General features: G+C 60.0%; 18 protein-coding genes. 9 read left to right on the top strand and 9 right to left on the bottom strand.

Going from position 1 to position 14,876, the window contains the following annotated elements; translation table 11 throughout:
* Window positions 1-10: 10 nt before the first annotated feature.
* Complete coding sequence (locus tag ACZ445_RS05130; protein ID WP_058422891.1) at window positions 11-631, top strand: DUF1120 domain-containing protein; 621 nt, start codon at window positions 11-13, stop codon at window positions 629-631.
* Between the two features lie 10 nt (window positions 632-641).
* Window positions 642-1,292, top strand: coding sequence for a DUF1120 domain-containing protein (locus tag ACZ445_RS05125; protein ID WP_464708035.1), 651 nt, complete (start codon window positions 642-644; stop codon window positions 1,290-1,292).
* A 23-nt stretch (window positions 1,293-1,315) separates the two neighbouring features.
* Here the strand turns inward: ACZ445_RS05125 and ACZ445_RS05120 are convergent, their stop codons facing one another.
* A complete protein-coding gene (locus tag ACZ445_RS05120; protein ID WP_464708034.1) occupies window positions 1,316-2,599 on the bottom strand; it encodes a CynX/NimT family MFS transporter in 1,284 nt (427 codons plus the stop codon).
* Window positions 2,589-3,248: a FadR/GntR family transcriptional regulator gene (locus ACZ445_RS05115; RefSeq protein ID WP_464704836.1), complete on the bottom strand. Its 660-nt coding sequence runs from the start codon at window positions 3,246-3,248 to the stop codon at window positions 2,589-2,591. Before ACZ445_RS05115 ends, ACZ445_RS05120 begins: the two co-directional genes overlap by 11 nt.
* Window positions 3,249-3,406: 158 nt before the next feature.
* On the opposite strand from ACZ445_RS05115, the gene ACZ445_RS05110 reads away from it, so the two are divergent.
* Together ACZ445_RS05110 and ACZ445_RS05105 are read left to right on the top strand one after the other, a co-directional pair.
* Entirely contained in the window at window positions 3,407-3,718 is a 312-nt protein-coding gene (locus tag ACZ445_RS05110) for a type II toxin-antitoxin system MqsR family toxin (protein ID WP_179028686.1), read from the top strand.
* Window positions 3,715-4,209 (top strand): type II toxin-antitoxin system MqsA family antitoxin, encoded by a 495-nt coding sequence (locus ACZ445_RS05105; protein WP_058422896.1) that lies wholly within the window; start codon window positions 3,715-3,717, stop codon window positions 4,207-4,209. The genes ACZ445_RS05110 and ACZ445_RS05105 overlap by 4 nt, the downstream gene beginning before the upstream one ends.
* A 50-nt stretch (window positions 4,210-4,259) precedes the next feature.
* On the opposite strand, the gene ACZ445_RS05100 is transcribed toward ACZ445_RS05105, so the two are convergent.
* The 4 genes from ACZ445_RS05100 to ACZ445_RS05085 all read right to left on the bottom strand — a co-directional run bounded on the left by ACZ445_RS05100 (window position 4,260) and on the right by ACZ445_RS05085 (window position 8,429).
* Window positions 4,260-5,024 (bottom strand): amino acid ABC transporter ATP-binding protein, encoded by a 765-nt coding sequence (locus ACZ445_RS05100; RefSeq protein ID WP_003171943.1) that lies wholly within the window; start codon window positions 5,022-5,024, stop codon window positions 4,260-4,262.
* 11 nt (window positions 5,025-5,035) lie between these two features.
* Window positions 5,036-6,133, bottom strand: a complete 1,098-nt coding sequence (locus tag ACZ445_RS05095) for an amino acid ABC transporter permease (protein ID WP_058422897.1) — start codon at window positions 6,131-6,133, stop codon at window positions 5,036-5,038.
* A 10-nt stretch (window positions 6,134-6,143) separates the two neighbouring features.
* Window positions 6,144-7,325 (bottom strand): amino acid ABC transporter permease, encoded by a 1,182-nt coding sequence (locus ACZ445_RS05090; RefSeq protein WP_058422898.1) that lies wholly within the window; start codon window positions 7,323-7,325, stop codon window positions 6,144-6,146.
* Window positions 7,326-7,397: 72 nt separating this feature from the next.
* Window positions 7,398-8,429 (bottom strand): amino acid ABC transporter substrate-binding protein, encoded by a 1,032-nt coding sequence (locus ACZ445_RS05085; RefSeq protein WP_058422899.1) that lies wholly within the window; start codon window positions 8,427-8,429, stop codon window positions 7,398-7,400.
* Between the two features lie 346 nt (window positions 8,430-8,775).
* Here ACZ445_RS05085 and ACZ445_RS05080 point away from each other — a divergent pair, with 346 nt between their 5' ends.
* Together ACZ445_RS05080 and rhlB are read left to right on the top strand one after the other, a co-directional pair.
* The gene (locus ACZ445_RS05080; RefSeq protein WP_058422900.1) at window positions 8,776-9,432 is read left to right on the top strand and encodes an alpha/beta hydrolase; all 657 of its coding nucleotides are present in this window, start codon (window positions 8,776-8,778) and stop codon (window positions 9,430-9,432) included.
* Between the two features lie 96 nt (window positions 9,433-9,528).
* A complete protein-coding gene (rhlB, locus tag ACZ445_RS05075; protein WP_201026010.1) occupies window positions 9,529-10,998 on the top strand; it encodes an ATP-dependent RNA helicase RhlB in 1,470 nt (489 codons plus the stop codon).
* A 127-nt stretch (window positions 10,999-11,125) separates the two neighbouring features.
* On the opposite strand, the gene moaE is transcribed toward rhlB, so the two are convergent.
* From moaE to moaC, 3 genes are read right to left on the bottom strand one after another with little or no spacing between them, the layout of a single operon-like run.
* Window positions 11,126-11,578: a molybdopterin synthase catalytic subunit MoaE gene (gene moaE / locus ACZ445_RS05070; protein ID WP_058422902.1), complete on the bottom strand. Its 453-nt coding sequence runs from the start codon at window positions 11,576-11,578 to the stop codon at window positions 11,126-11,128.
* 2 nt (window positions 11,579-11,580) lie between these two features.
* Window positions 11,581-11,823: a MoaD/ThiS family protein gene (locus ACZ445_RS05065; protein WP_058422903.1), complete on the bottom strand. Its 243-nt coding sequence runs from the start codon at window positions 11,821-11,823 to the stop codon at window positions 11,581-11,583.
* Entirely contained in the window at window positions 11,820-12,293 is a 474-nt protein-coding gene (gene moaC, locus ACZ445_RS05060) for a cyclic pyranopterin monophosphate synthase MoaC (protein WP_058422904.1), read from the bottom strand. Before moaC ends, ACZ445_RS05065 begins: the two co-directional genes overlap by 4 nt.
* A 199-nt stretch (window positions 12,294-12,492) precedes the next feature.
* Here moaC and ACZ445_RS05055 point away from each other — a divergent pair, with 199 nt between their 5' ends.
* From ACZ445_RS05055 to ACZ445_RS05045, 3 genes are all read left to right on the top strand, one after another.
* Window positions 12,493-12,939 (top strand): DMT family transporter, encoded by a 447-nt coding sequence (locus tag ACZ445_RS05055; protein WP_058422905.1) that lies wholly within the window; start codon window positions 12,493-12,495, stop codon window positions 12,937-12,939.
* A gap of 92 nt (window positions 12,940-13,031) precedes the next feature.
* Window positions 13,032-13,778 carry a class I SAM-dependent methyltransferase gene (locus ACZ445_RS05050; RefSeq protein ID WP_058422906.1) on the top strand — a complete coding sequence of 249 codons (747 nt, stop codon included), beginning with the start codon at window positions 13,032-13,034 and terminating at the stop codon, window positions 13,776-13,778.
* A 63-nt stretch (window positions 13,779-13,841) separates the two neighbouring features.
* Window positions 13,842-14,849 (top strand): formylglycine-generating enzyme family protein, encoded by a 1,008-nt coding sequence (locus tag ACZ445_RS05045; RefSeq protein WP_179028687.1) that lies wholly within the window; start codon window positions 13,842-13,844, stop codon window positions 14,847-14,849.
* Window positions 14,850-14,876: the final 27 nt, after the last annotated feature.

Genomic DNA, 14,876 nt, shown 5'->3' with positions numbered 1-14,876 from the left:
GAACTCAACCATGAACACGATATTGATCCGACTGGCCGCCTGCGTGTGGCTGGCCCACACGCTGCAGGCCCAGGCCGCCTCAACCGTCGAGCTGAACGTCAGCGGCCGCATCACGCCCAGCGCCTGCGCACCCAGTCTGTCCGATGGCGGCGTGTATGACTTGGGCAAGATTGCAGCCAAGGACCTGAACATCGATCGCCCCACCCCACTGCCCACCTCCAGCCTGCAACTGGCAATCACCTGTGAAGCCAGGACGCTATTGGCCCTGCAGCCCAGGGACAATCGCCTCGGTTCCAGTTACCACGACTCTCCCAACACATTCGGCCTGGGGCAGGCCGGTAATAACGCCAAGCTCGGCTACCTGCTGCTGACCCTTGAGGCGGTGCTGGCCGATGGTGTCGCGATGACGCCGATCGGCTCGACAGAATCCTCCTCCTGGTCCCGGACCGACATTCTGTCGCACCAGTTCCTGACCGCATTCGCCCAAGACACCTCGGTGACTCCGGCACCTGTGCAACAACTGACCGCCCAACTGCAGATCGTGCCAGCCCTCGCCCCTGCCAACACCCTGCCACTGAGCGAAGAAGTGCCCTTCGAAGGCTCGGTGACCCTGACCATCAAGTACTTATAGGAGCTGAACCATGAACGCCTCACTGATTCGCGTGGCCGCCCTTGCCTGGCTGGCCAGTATTTCAACCGCCCAGGCCGCGTCCACGGTGGAACTGACCGTGGGTGGCCTGATCACCCCCATGGCCTGCACCCCAGCGTTATCCGGCGGCGGATTGATCGACTTCGGCAAGATCTCCCAGCAGGACCTCAACCAGGCCACAGGCACCCGGTTGCCGCTCAAATCACTGACCTTGACCGTCAGTTGCAACGCACCGGGCCGCTATGCCCTGCGCATGCGCGACAACCGCGATGGGTCGGCCCACGTCAACAGCGAGATTTACTACGGCCTGGGCCTGGACAGCGCAGGCAACAAGATTGGCGTGTACTCGGTGAAATTCGACCCCAAGCAAACGGTGGCCGATGCCTTGCCGGTGACTTACGGCACCGAGTCCATCACGAACGGCGTGGCGTGGCGTACATCCAACAGCAACCCCATCGACATCGGCTCCAGAAGCCTGCTGGGCTTCACTGACGTGGCCGGCAGCACCGCCGGCCCTTCGGCAATCCAGAACCTGACCAGCACCCTGACCCTGGAAGCCGTGATCAACGCCAAGCAGAACCTTGACCTGAGTGTAGAGACGCCGATGGATGGCTCCGCGACGCTGGAAGTGGTGTACCTGTAGGTCGTTGTGAGGCTGACCGTCCGCTACTTTTCGGCCCGAGGATCAACCCGCTCGCTGAGCACGCTCACATAGCGTGCTCGGCCGGCGCCGAGGCCTGTGATGATGGCCCCCAGGCCGATCACAGCGAATACCCAGCCCGTGGCGCCCCAGCCGCCGGTCCAGTCATGCAGCACACCCACCGCCAATGGCCCCATGGACGCCAGTGTGTAGCCAAAGCCTTGCGCCATGCTCGACAGGTTGGCGGCCACGTGGGAATCGCGCGAGCGCAACACGATCAAGGTCAGCGCCAGGCTGAAGGTGCCGCCCTGCCCCAGGCCCAGCAGAATCGCCCAACCCCACAGGCCGTCGAGCGGCGCGTACAGGCAACCAAACAGACCGCCGAGGGTCAGCAGCATCACCACCACGATGGCCAACCGTTGATCCTTGCCCCGGGTCGCCAACCACGGGGCCGCCAACGAGCTGAGCAACTGCACGATGATCGAACCCGAGAGCGCCAGCCCGGCTTCAGTGGCGCTCAGGCCGCGGCCGATCAGGATCGATGGCAACCAGCCAAACACGATATATGCCAAGGACGACTGCAAGCCCATGTACAACGTCACCCGCCAGGCCAGCCGATCGCGCAGCAAGCCCTTCACGCGATAAGCCACCTGATGGGCACCGTGCTTGTGCCCCACTTGCGGCAACCAAAACAGCGCCGCCACCAATGCCGGCAACACCCAGAACCCCAGGCCGAGGCTCCAGCTGTCACCGAAGGCGTGGCTCAGGGGCACCGACGCGCCGGCTGCCAGCGCCGCTCCCAGGCACAGGGCCATGGTGTAGACGCCAGTCATGGTGCCCGCCTGCCGGGGAAAATCACGCTTGACGATCCCCGGCAGCAGTACACCTATGATGCCGATGCTCGCCCCGGCAACCAGGCTGCCGGCGAACAACCCGGCTTCGCCGAATGAGCTGCGCAGGATGATGCCGGCAGCCAGGGTCAATAGGATGCCCAGCACCACCCGTTCGGCGCCAAAGCGACGTGCCAGCAGCGGCGCGGTCGGCGCGAACAGGCCCAGGCACAACACCGGCAACGTGGTCAGCAAACCGGCCCTGGCTGCCGACAGCCCCAGGCTGGCAGAGACGTCGGCCAGCAACGGCGCCATGCTCGACAGTGCCGGGCGCAGGTTCAGTGCCACCAGGACCAGGCCCAGCAGCAACAGCCATGGGCGGCTCACCGGCGGTGGCGTGTGCTGCACCACCTCGTCGTCGGCTTCGGCGTCGATCAACAGTTCTTCGAATTCGGTTTTACGCTGGGCTTCAAGGCTCATTGATCAACTGCCGGCAGAGGGATTTGGCGCGTTCCGGGTTTTGCTGTTCCACGGCGTCGAGCAAGGCGGTGTGCAGGTCGAACACCGCTTGGCGACGGGGTGAAATGTTCAGGGTCTGGCGCAACTGGGCGGCAACGATGCGCGAAAAATACTGGTACAGCTCGCTGAGTGCCGGGTTGTGCGCGGCGTCCACCAAGTGTTTGTGGAACACCAGGTCAGCGCTGATATATGCCTCGAGGTCGCCGTGATACAACTCGGCACTGGTGTCGAGGGCCTCGCGCAAGGTGATGAGGTCTTGCTCGGTACGGCGCATTGCCGCCAACCCAATGGCCTCCACTTCAAGAATCTGCCGCGTCTCCTGCGCCTGCTCCAGGGTGCAGTGGGACAACGCCCGCATCGCGCCCAGCGGGTCGGTCATCGAGCGCAGGTAACTGCCGTCGCCCTGGCGGATTTCAATCAAGCCGGAGAACGCCAATACACGCATGGCCTCGCGCACGGTATTGCGGCTGATACCCAGCTCGGCAGACAGCTCGGGCTCGGTGGGCAGGCGTTCACCGATGGCCCACCGGCCTTCGGTAATGCGCAGGCGCAACTGCTCCAGGGCCTGGTCGACCAGGGAGCGTTTGATCAAAGGGGCAATGTCTGTCATGGGCTCAGCGCTTTCGTCCAATCATAGGATGAATCTTCCTACAGCCTATTCGGACTTGCCTACAAAGGCAACGCACTACGGTTCTTAGGCAGGTAAAGGAGCAGTATTTTCGATTGGTAAAATTACCCTCTGAGGGTAATTATGGACTCAGGTGTCTTATGGAAAAGTACACACCTCATTACGATTTGGCGGTGATAAAGGCGGATGTGAAGCGGCTTGGGAGAAAAGCCTTTACCCAGTCCGCACAAAAGTGCGGCTGGGAACTGTGCCTCAGCATCGAGCAAATGCAGGAAGTCATTTATGAGTTACAAAACTGGATGTTGTACAAATCGATGACCACTTATGGAGACCATCGAATCTGGCAGGACGTGTACCACATCCACTCGAAAGGAAGGGAGATTTACATCAAAGTGACTTACCGCGCAGACGGCAGGCCACCAGTAATCTCCTTCAAGGAGAACAACCAATGAAAGAACCCGAGTTGTGCTACATCTGCGGCGCACCTGATGCACTGCACTATTTTGAGGGCCGCAGTGAAACCATTCGTGTCAAAGGCATGGAGCGTCGGGTGGATAATCTCTCTGGCTGGGAATGTCACGTATGCGCAGACGGCTTTTGGGACCCGGATACGGATAGCGCCGAACGTTATGGAGAAGCGGGTGATGAACTTGTCGTTGCCGTCCGGCAAATGATCGGCACCGAGATAAAACGCATCCGACGCAAGTTGCATCTTACGCAAAAAGAGGCCGTCGACCTGCTGTCGGGAGGCGGCCACAACGCATTTTCACGCTACGAACGCGGCGAACTGCTTGCCCCCAAACCCCTGGTATTACTGATGCGCTTGCTGGATCGTCACCCGCATTTGCTGGCTGACGCAAAAACCCTGGCCGAGGGTGCAGACATGCGCGGCGCGTTCACCTACATCAAACACGATAACGCTGAAACGCTCAAAGCGTCCTAGCCCCAAAAATAAACCCGGCGCCAGGCCGGGTTTATCGTTTCAAGCATCGATCAATGCAAGATCTGGCTCAGGAACAACTTGGTCCGATCATTCTGCGGGTTGTCGAAGAAGTCATTCGGCGCCGCCTGTTCCACGATCTCGCCCTTGTCCATGAAGATCACCCGGTTGGCCACGGTGCGCGCAAAGCCCATTTCGTGGGTCACGCACAGCATGGTCATGCCGTCTTCGGCCAGACCGATCATGGTGTCGAGTACTTCCTTGACCATTTCCGGATCGAGCGCCGAAGTCGGCTCGTCGAACAGCATGATCTTCGGTTTCATGCACAGTGCACGGGCGATGGCCACGCGCTGCTGCTGGCCGCCGGACAGTTGCCCCGGAAACTTGTGAGCCTGCTCCGGGATGCGCACGCGCTCCAGGTAGTGCATGGCAATTTCCTCGGCCTTGCGCTTGGGCATCTTGCGCACCCACATCGGCGCCAGCGTGCAGTTCTGCAGGATGGTGAGGTGTGGGAACAGGTTGAAGTGCTGGAACACCATGCCGACTTCACGGCGGATCGCTTCGATCTGCTTGAGGTCGTTGGTCAGCTCCACGCCATCGACCACGATGCGGCCCTGCTGGTGCTCTTCCAGGCGGTTCAGGCAGCGGATGGTGGTGGACTTGCCCGAACCCGACGGGCCGCACAGCACGATACGCTCGCCCTGCTTGACGTTGAGGTTGATGTCTTTCAACACGTGGAACTGGCCGTACCACTTGTTGACGCCCTGCATCTGGATAATGCCTTCAGGGCTCACAGGCTGTTTGATCGCTTCGCTCATAACATCAACTCCTAACGCTTGTGGCCTGTGTCGAGCTTGTGTTCCAAATGAATGGAATAGCGCGACATACCAAAACAGAAAATCCAGAACACCAGGGCCGCAAACACGTAGCCTTCGGTGGCCATGCCCAACCATTTAGGATCGGCGGCGGCTTGCTTGACGCTGTTGAGCAGGTCGAACAGGCCGATGATGATCACAAGGCTCGTGTCCTTGAACAGCGCGATGAACGTGTTGACGATGCCGGGAATCACCAGCTTCAGGGCTTGCGGCAGAATCACCAGGCCCATGCTGCGCCAGTAACCCAGGCCCATCGCTGCGGCGGCTTCGTACTGACCTTTGGGAATCGCCTGCAAGCCACCACGCACCACCTCGGCCACGTAGGCCGACTGGAACAGGATCACGCCGATCAACGCCCGCAGCAGCTTGTCGATGCCCATGCCTTCGGGCAGGAACAACGGCAGCATCACCGAGGACATGAACAACACGGTGATCAACGGCACGCCGCGCCAGAATTCGATGAAGGTCACGCAGACCACTCGAATCGCCGGCATGTTCGAGCGCCGCCCCAGTGCCAGCATGATGCCCAGCGGCAAGGCGCCGGCGATGCCGACAGTGGCGATCACCAGGGTCAGCATCAGGCCGCCCCATTGGCTGGTCGCCACGTTGGTCAGGCCAAAGATGCCGCCGTGCAGCAGGAAGTAGGCAATGATCGGGTACAGCACCAAAAAGCTCAGGCCATAGATCGCCTTGCGTTGGAAACGCGAGATGAACAGCGGTGCCACACCAACGATGGCCAGCCACACGGTCAGGTCTACGCGCCAGCGCAGGTCGCCAGGGTAGTAGCCGTACATGAACTGCCCGAAGCGCTGTTGGATAAACACCCAGCAGGCGCCCTCCTTGGTGCAATCGGCCCGCGTGGTGCCAACCCAGTTGGCATCCAGGATCGCCCAATGCAGGATCGGCGGTACCACCAGGTAGATCAGGTAAAACGCCAACAGGGTCAGCAGGGTGTTGAGCCAGCTGGAAAACAGGTTGGCGCGCATCCATGCCATCGGCCCGAACACTTTGTTCGGCGGTGGCATATCCGGTTTGAATGTATGCGTAGTCATGCTGGTTTCCTCACCGCTCGATCAGCGCAATGCGCTTGTTGTACCAGTTCATCAGCAGGGAAATGCTGATGCTGATCGCCAGGTACACGCTCATGGTGATGGCAATGACTTCGATGGCCTGGCCGGTCTGGTTGAGCACCGTGCCGGCAAACAGCGAGACCATTTCCGGGTAACCGATACCGGCGGCCAGGGACGAGTTTTTCGCCAGGTTCAGGTATTGGCTGGTCAGCGGCGGGATGATCACCCGCAGCGCCTGCGGGATGATGACCTTGCGCAGCGTCGGCCCGGGGCGCAGGCCCAGGGAGCGCGCGGCTTCGGTCTGGCCGTGGCTGACGGACTTGATGCCCGAGCGCACGATCTCGGCAATAAACGCCGCGGTGTACACGGTCAGCGCCAGGGTAAGTGCCAGCAGTTCGGGGATGAGTACCCAGCCACCAACAAAGTTGAAACCCTGCAACTTGGGCATTTCCCAATGCAGCGGTGCACCGAAGATCAAGGCGCACAACGCCGGGATCACGATGAACAGCGCCAGGCCCGCCCAGAACTTGTGGAACGGTACGCCGGTGGCTTCAAAACGCTTGTTGGCCCAACGCGCCATCAGCACGATTGCCACGATGGCGACGACGATGCTGACCACAAACGGCCAGAACCCGTCAGCGGCAATCGCTGCCGGCATGTTCAGGCCACGGCTGCTGACAAAGAAGGTGTCGCCAAAGTTATGGCTGTTACGCGGCCCCGGCATGGTCAGGAAAACCGCGAAGTACCAGAACAGGATTTGCAACAGCGGCGGAATATTGCGGAACACTTCCACATACACGGTCGCCAGTTTGTTGATCATCCAGTTCGGTGACAGCCGCGCCACGCCAATGATGAACCCCAGCAAGGTCGCCAGGATCACGCCGATAAACGTGACCAGCAAGGTGTTGAGCAAACCGATCACGAAGACTCGGGCATAGCTGTCCGATTCGGTGTAGTCGATCAAATGCTGCGCGATGCCGAAGCCGGCACTGCGTTCAAGAAAGTCGAAACCCGAGGTAATGCCTCGGTGCTGAAGGTTGGTCTGGGTATTGTTGAAGAGGTACCAGCCCAGCGAGACCACCGCCACTATCGTGATGATCTGGAAGAGCCACGCACGCACTTTAGGGTCGCTGAAGCTGAGCTTCTGCTTGGGTGCGCCGATTTGATTTTGCATGAAGTGCCCCGGAAATAATGGAACAGAACATCACCCGGCGGTTGGCCCACCGGGTGACAGAACCATCAGCGATCAGCGCACAGGTGGTGCGTATTGAATGCCGCCGGCGTTCCACAGCGCGTTCAGGCCACGGTCGATTTCCAGCGGGGTACTCTTGCCCAGGTTGCGCTCGAACACTTCACCGTAGTTACCGACTTGCTTGACGATCTGTACCACCCAGTCTTTCTTCACTTTCAGGTCTTTGCCGTATTCGCCGTCGGCACCGAGCAGACGCGCGACGTCCGGGTTCTTGGTGGACTTGGCTTCAGCTTCGACGTTTTTAGAGGTGATGCCGGCTTCTTCAGCATTGAGCATGGCGTAGCCAACCCAGCGCACGATGGCCAGCCACTCGTCGTCGCCATTACGCACGACCGGGCCCAGTGGTTCCTTGGAAATGGTTTCCGGCAGCACCACGTAGTCCTTCGGCGAGGCCAGCTTGCTGCGCTGGGCGAACAGCTGGGACTTGTCGGAGGTCAGTACGTCGCAACGCCCGGATTCCAGCGACTTGGCGCTTTCGTCAGAGGTATCGAAGGTGATCGGGGTGTATTTCAGGCCGTTGCCGCGGAAGTAGTCGGAAACGTTCAGCTCGGTGGTGGTACCGGCCTGGATGCAGATGGTTGCACCGTCCAGTTCCTTGGCACTTTTCACGCCCAGCTTGTTGTTTACCAGGAAGCCGATGCCGTCGTAGTAGGTGATGAAGCCAGGGAATTTCAGGCCCATGCCGGCGTCGCGGGAGCTGGTCATGGTGGTGTTACGGGACAGAATATCGACTTCGCCGGATTGAAGCGCGGTGAAACGCTCCTTGGCATTCAACTGGCTGAATTTGACCTTGGTCGCGTCGCCGAAAACAGCAGCAGCCACAGCACGGCAAACGTCAGCATCGATCCCGAGGATCTTGCCGCTGGCATCCGGTACCGAGAAACCCGGCAGGCCGTCACTCACGCCACACTGCACAAAGCCTTTCTTCTGCACGGCGTCCAGCGTGGCACCCGCTTGGGCGAAACCACTGACACCCAATACAGCCGCCGCAGTCACGATGGCCAGGGTGGATTTCAATACCTTCATTCAAACCTCCAGTTTGCTCTTGTTGTGTCGGAGCTCGAACCTCAGCGCACCCTTATGAGGCGATATCGACCCGTGTTGGCTTTTTTTAGGGTCAAGCGGCATGAAGTTGTCGCGGTAATTCCAGTTGCTATCCCACAAGCGGCAGTCACTGATAGTGTTACCGTCCCGGGATAGCGCTGACATCGTTCAACACATAGCAAGCCCCGTACCAGAGTGATGGCTGAGTCGTTTCAGCCCATGGTCAATAGAAAAAGATTCAACCGTGCGACATCTTCTTAACAGATCAACCCATCGCGCACCGTTCCGTCGCACTCAATCGGAGCGCACGCACATTAATGGAGCAGACATGACCGAACCCTTGATTCTTCAGCCCGCCAAGCCCGCAGACGCCTGCGTTATCTGGTTGCATGGCCTGGGTGCCGATCGCTACGACTTCCTGCCGGTGGCCGAGGCGCTGCAGGAAAGCCTGCTGACCACGCGTTTCGTTTTGCCCCAGGCGCCGACCCGCCCGGTGACGATCAATGGTGGCTACGAGATGCCAAGCTGGTACGACATCAAGGCCATGAGCCCGGCCCGTTCCATCAGCCTGGAAGAGCTGGAAGTGTCGGCAAAAATGGTCACGGATTTGATCGAGACCCAGAAGAGGACCGGAATAGACGCTTCGCGGATTTTCCTCGCGGGTTTTTCCCAAGGTGGCGCCGTGGTGTTCCACACCGCCTTTCTGAATTGGGAAGGCCCCTTGGGCGGCGTGATTGCCCTCTCCACCTACGCGCCCACGTTCAGCGAAGAGCTGGAATTGTCCGCCAGCCAACAGCGCATTCCCGCCCTGTGCCTGCACGGCCAGTACGACGACGTGGTGCAGAACGCCATGGGCCGCAGCGCCTACGAGCATCTGAAGAGCCGTGGTGTCACCGTGACATGGCAGGAATACCCAATGGGCCACGAAGTGTTACCCGAGGAGATACGCGATATCGGCGCCTGGTTGGCCGCTCGCCTGGGCTGAAAACCAGCGTTTATGTAGCTGTATGACAGACGCACTACGCCGCGCCCGATTCTTGCATTACACTGGCCGGCGTACATTCCTTAACCAATTAATGAGATCACCGTGCTCAAAGCACTCAAGAAGATGTTCGGCAAAAGCGAGGCTGAGCCGCTCGCGCCTGATTCCAGTGCTCCTGCCCCGACAGCCGGCAGCCGCAATGACGGCAGACAGCCCGACCGGACCGCACCTGCCGCCCAGCCGAAGAAGCCGACGGTGACCCCACCCGAACAGGCCAAACCGGTCGAGCCCGTTGCCACACCGGTGGCACCAAAGCCGCGCCGTGAACGCGCACCAAAACCGCCGGTGATTGCGTGGAAACTCGAAGACTTCGTCGTCGAGCCCCAGGAAGGCAAGACCCGTTTCCATGATTTCAAACTGGCCCCGGAACTGATGCACGCCATCCAGGACCTGGGTTTCCCGTACTGCACGCCGATCCAGGCGCAGGTGCTGGGCTTTACACTGGCCGGCAAAGACGCCATCGGCCGCGCCCAGACCGGTACCGGCAAGACCGCCGCGTTCCTGATCTCGATCATCACCCAACTGCTGCAGACGCCGCCGCCCAAAGAGCGCTACATGGGTGAACCGCGCGCACTGATCATCGCCCCGACCCGGGAGCTGGTGGTACAGATCGCCAAGGACGCTGCCGACCTGACCAAGTACACCGGCCTCAACGTCATGACGTTCGTGGGCGGCATGGACTTCGACAAGCAGCTCAAGCACCTCGAAGCCCGTCACTGCGACATCCTGGTGGCCACCCCTGGCCGTCTGCTGGACTTCAACCAGCGCGGCGACGTGCACCTGGACATGGTCGAAGTGATGGTGCTGGACGAAGCCGACCGCATGCTCGACATGGGCTTTATCCCACAAGTGCGCCAGATCATTCGCCAGACCCCGCCGAAATCCGAGCGTCAGACCCTGCTGTTCTCCGCGACCTTCACCGAAGACGTGATGAACCTCGCCAAGCAGTGGACTACCGACCCGTCCATCGTCGAGATCGAAGCGGAAAACGTCGCCAGCGAAAACGTCGAGCAACACATCTACGCCGTGGCCGGCGCCGACAAGTACAAGCTGCTCTACAACCTGGTCAACGACAACGGCTGGGAGCGCGTGATGGTCTTTGCCAACCGCAAGGATGAGGTGCGCCGCATCGAAGAACGCCTGGTGCGTGATGGTGTGAACGCTGCGCAACTGTCGGGCGATGTGCCGCAGCACAAGCGCATCAAGACCCTGGAAGGCTTCCGCGAAGGCAAGATTCGTGTACTGGTGGCCACCGACGTGGCCGGGCGTGGGATTCACATCGACGGCATCAGCCACGTGATCAACTTCACCCTGCCGGAAGTGCCGGATGACTACGTGCACCGAATTGGCCGTACCGGCCGTGCCGGGGCGGCGGGTGTGTCGATCAGCTTTGCCGGGGAAGATGACTCGTATCAGCTGCCGTCCATCGAAGCGCTGCTGGGGCGCAAGATCAGCTGTGAAACGCCGCCGACGCACTTGCTGCGGGCTGTGGAACGCAAGCGTCCGTAAGCTGGAATGCAGTAAAAACTGTGGGAGGGGGCTTGCCCCCGATAGCTATGGCACATCTAACATCTCTGTTGGCTGACCCACTGCAATCGGGGGCAAGCCCCCTCCCACATTTGGTGTTGTGTTTGGCCTAAGACTTCCAGCGCTCCGCGGCGGCGTGATCGCTGTGGCGCCCTTCAACCCAGCGCGGGCCTTCACTGGTGTTCTCCTTCTTCCAGAACGGCGCCCGCGTCTTCAGGTAATCCATCACAAACGCACAGGCATCAAACGCCGCCTGGCGATGGGCACTGGCTGCCGCAACAAACACAATCGGCTCCCCCGGCTCCAGCGCGCCGATGCGGTGCAACACCTCCAGCTTGAGCAACGGCCAGCGCTGTTCGGCCTCGACGGCGATCTTGGCCAGGGCCTTCTCGGTCATGCCGGGGTAGTGTTCAAGGAACATCCCCGACACCTCACGGCCGTCGTTGAAGTCGCGTACATACCCCACGAAACTCACCACCGCGCCCACGCCAACGTTGGCCGCATGCATGGCATTCACCTCGCTGCCCGGATCAAAGGCCTGGGCCTGTACACGAATGGCCATGATCAGCCTCCGGTCACGGGAGGGAAGAATGCGACTTCGTCGCCGGGTTGCAGCGGCTCGTCGAGCCCGCACATTTCTTCGTTACGGGCGCACATCAGGCTGGTTTCGTTGAGCACTTCAAAACCCGGATCACCAGCCAACGCCAGGCGCACCGCATCGACGGTCGCGAAGTCGCCTTCCATCTCCAGTGAGTCCAGGCCCACCGCTTCGGCGTAACGCGCAAAAAACAATACGTTGATGCTCATGCCTGGTCCGCCTTGAAGTGCCCGCTTTTGCCGCCCAGTTTTTCCAGCAGGCGAATGTTTTCGATGGTCATGCCACGGTCCACGGCCTTGCACATGTCATAGATCGTCAGCGCCGCGACGCTGGCGGCGGTGAGGGCTTCCATCTCCACGCCGGTCTGGCCGGAGAGTTTGCAGCGCGCCACGATATGCACCGAGTCTGCACCCTCGGCGCTCAGTTCGACCTTGACGCCCGTCAACATCAGCGGGTGGCACAAGGGAATCAAATCACTGGTTTTTTTCGCGGCCTGGATTCCGGCAATGCGGGCCACGGCAAACACATCGCCCTTGGGGTGGGCGCCGTCGACAATCATTTGCAGGGTCTCGGGCAGCATGCGCACGTGCGCTTCGGCCACGGCCTCACGGAACGTCACGGACTTGTCGGTGACATCGACCATATGGGCGCGACCTTGGGAATCGAGATGAGTCAGCACAGGGATACTCCTGATCAGGAGCAGCGATTGTAAACCCGTCGGTCAAGATTGCGCACACCTGATTACAACCGTAGCCCGCCGCTGAATCACGAGTAGCCAAATGCCCGATCAGCGCGACGAATACTCCTCATCAGAACAAAGAATTGGCGCCAACAATCCAAGCACCGTAAAACTTGAAAAAAAACGGAATGCCTACTTCATGACCTTACTGTATTTCATCCTGCTCAGTTTATTCGCCGGTTTTGCAGTGCCCTTGCAGGCAGGCACCAACGCGAAACTGGGTAATCTGCTGGGCCATCCTTTATGGGCAACTGCAGTATCCCTATTAGTCAGCCTGGTTGTACTCATTGTTGTCATTATTGCAGTCAAGGCGCCGCGCCCTAATCTTACCGCCGTGCAAGACGGGCCCTGGTGGATTTGGATGGGCGGTGTTGCCGGCGTTTTTTACATTACCGTAGCGTTATTGATGGCGCCTCGACTGGGCGCCCTCAACTTCATCATGGCGGTATTGATCGGACAACTTATCGTTTCAATTGCGATCGACTATTTCGGCCTGCTGGGTTTTCCCAAACAGTCTCTCAACATTAACAAACTGGTCGGCGTACTTGTCGTCATAGGAGGGTTCCTTATTACCACTCGCACTTGATTCAGCCATAACCGGGTCACCGAAAACAGAAGAACTCTTCATGTTCCCAGTCAGGGATTGACGACAGCTATTAACTTTAAAAAGGTGAGGTAATGACCACTCAAACTGCAACGGCAACTTACGACGCCATCGGCGAACGCTTCGAAGCTTTCACGGACAGCGCCTCGCAGCGCTCGGTGGAAACCGCGACCTTCTTCAGTATGGTCGGTAACCCCAAGGGCAAATCAGTACTGGACCTGGCCTGCGGTTTCGGTTTCTTCGGACGCGAGCTGTACCGCCAAGGCGCCAGCAAAGTGGTTGGCGTGGATATTTCCGCCTCCATGATCGAACTGGCCCGACAAGAGTCGGCCCGCAACCAGGAGCCGATTGAGTACCACGTCAGCGATATCTGCGATCTGGGCATTCTCGGCAAATTCGACCTGATCACCGCCGCCTGGCTGTTCAACTATGCCGATTCTCCAGAGAAACTGGACAAGATGTTCCAGGTCGTCGCCAAGAACCTCGCCCCAGGCGGACGGGTCGTGGCTTACACGGTAGAGCCGACCTTTCAATTGCAACGTGGCAACTTCACCAAATACGGCGTGCACGTACTCACCGAAGAAGCCCACGAAGGCGGCTTCCGCCACCACGCCGAATTCGTCACCACACCACCCAGCGCCTTCACCTTCCATCGCTGGAGCCGCGAGCGCTATGAGCTGGCAATCATGAAAGCCGGCTTCTCGCGCCTGCAGTGGCAAAAACCGATCATTTCCGAGGCCGAGCGGGCCAAGCACCCCAAGGGCTACTGGGATGACTTCGAACGCAACTGCCTGCAAACCGGACTGATCTGCACCCTCTGAAGGCCGGGCACGTACGCCTGGGTGTACGTGCCTTTTCTCCCACGCAGTAGGAAAACGAGCGTTATGACTTCCAAGGGTTTCAACCATTGGCCCGTGTTCGACGGCCCCCTGACCGCCGAAATGACAGACCGTTTCTTGATGGGCCTGCCTGAGCACTTTCACGAAGCCGTCAACCTCAAGTTGCCGCTGGCAGCCTGGCGCCTGGTTTCGGAAGAGACCAGCGAACAGTTGGCCAACCGCGTCGAAAACCCTGTCTCGCCGCTGGCCTGGCGCTATGCCGCCGCCCAACTGCTGGCACTGACCAACGACCCCAGGCTCGATGTACTCAACCCTACGATGATTCAAATCAGCGCAGGCAACATCGAGATCGGTTTGGCCGAATCGGCGGTCGACCAGGTGATGCACGACATGCGCGGCCTGGGCCTGGATCGGGACTGGATCGCCAAGGAAGTCCCGCGTCACCGCGTACACCTGCGGCCCTACGCCATCGGTAAATACCCGGTGACCAACCTCGAATACCGAGCCTTTCTCGAAGCCAACACGCAGGCACGGATTCCCGAAAGCTGGGCCTTCGGACAGTACCCTCACGAACGCGCCAACCATCCGGTCTACGGGGTCACTGCCGAAGACGCCGACGCCTACGCTGCCTGGCTCAGCGAAGCCAGTGGCCGCACCTTCCGCCTGCCCACTGAGGCGGAATGGGAATACGCCGCCGCCGGCCCGGAAAACCTCGAATATCCCTGGGGGGATACCTTCCTGCCCGAGCGTGCCAATACCGCTGAACTGGGCCTGTTCGACACCACCCCGGTCGGCCTGTTGGTCGAGGGTGCATCGCCATTTGGCTGCCTGGACATGGCCGGCAATGTCGAAGAATTCGTCGCTGACGACTACGCCCCTTACCCCGGCGGCACCGCCATCACCGACGACCTTGTCACTGTGGTCGGCACCCACCGTATCGCCCGTGGTGGCAGCTTCACGCGGTTTCGCGACCTGACCCGCAATTGCCGGCGTCACGGCAAGTATCCGCGACAGATTTACGTAATGGGCTTTCGCCTCGCACAAACCCTGTAACCCCTCCCTGTACCAAAACAATAACGC

It is taken from the genome of Pseudomonas allii, from assembly GCF_055380095.1.
The sequence above is the reverse complement of the archived record's forward strand: the minus strand, read 5'-3'. Positions and strand labels throughout refer to the sequence as shown.

Excerpts from the sequence above, each read along its gene's own strand:
- ACZ445_RS05080 (WP_058422900.1), top strand. The coding sequence starts at position 8,776 with ATGACCGAACCCTTGATTCTTCAGCCCGCCAAGCCCGCAGACGCCTGC.
- ACZ445_RS05130 (WP_058422891.1), top strand. The coding sequence starts at position 11 with ATGAACACGATATTGATCCGACTGGCCGCCTGCGTGTGGCTGGCCCAC.
- ACZ445_RS05090 (WP_058422898.1), bottom strand. The coding sequence starts at position 7,325 with ATGCAAAATCAAATCGGCGCACCCAAGCAGAAGCTCAGCTTCAGCGAC.
- ACZ445_RS05085 (WP_058422899.1), bottom strand. The coding sequence starts at position 8,429 with ATGAAGGTATTGAAATCCACCCTGGCCATCGTGACTGCGGCGGCTGTA.
- ACZ445_RS05105 (WP_058422896.1), top strand. The coding sequence starts at position 3,715 with ATGAAAGAACCCGAGTTGTGCTACATCTGCGGCGCACCTGATGCACTG.
- ACZ445_RS05065 (WP_058422903.1), bottom strand. The coding sequence starts at position 11,823 with ATGAGCATCAACGTATTGTTTTTTGCGCGTTACGCCGAAGCGGTGGGC.
- ACZ445_RS05050 (WP_058422906.1), top strand. The coding sequence starts at position 13,032 with ATGACCACTCAAACTGCAACGGCAACTTACGACGCCATCGGCGAACGC.
- ACZ445_RS05045 (WP_179028687.1), top strand. The coding sequence starts at position 13,842 with ATGACTTCCAAGGGTTTCAACCATTGGCCCGTGTTCGACGGCCCCCTG.
- moaE (WP_058422902.1), bottom strand. The coding sequence starts at position 11,578 with ATGGCCATTCGTGTACAGGCCCAGGCCTTTGATCCGGGCAGCGAGGTG.
- ACZ445_RS05055 (WP_058422905.1), top strand. The coding sequence starts at position 12,493 with ATGACCTTACTGTATTTCATCCTGCTCAGTTTATTCGCCGGTTTTGCA.
- ACZ445_RS05115 (WP_464704836.1), bottom strand. The coding sequence starts at position 3,248 with ATGACAGACATTGCCCCTTTGATCAAACGCTCCCTGGTCGACCAGGCC.
- ACZ445_RS05100 (WP_003171943.1), bottom strand. The coding sequence starts at position 5,024 with ATGAGCGAAGCGATCAAACAGCCTGTGAGCCCTGAAGGCATTATCCAG.
- ACZ445_RS05110 (WP_179028686.1), top strand. The coding sequence starts at position 3,407 with ATGGAAAAGTACACACCTCATTACGATTTGGCGGTGATAAAGGCGGAT.
- ACZ445_RS05125 (WP_464708035.1), top strand. The coding sequence starts at position 642 with ATGAACGCCTCACTGATTCGCGTGGCCGCCCTTGCCTGGCTGGCCAGT.
- ACZ445_RS05120 (WP_464708034.1), bottom strand. The coding sequence starts at position 2,599 with ATGAGCCTTGAAGCCCAGCGTAAAACCGAATTCGAAGAACTGTTGATC.
- ACZ445_RS05095 (WP_058422897.1), bottom strand. The coding sequence starts at position 6,133 with ATGACTACGCATACATTCAAACCGGATATGCCACCGCCGAACAAAGTG.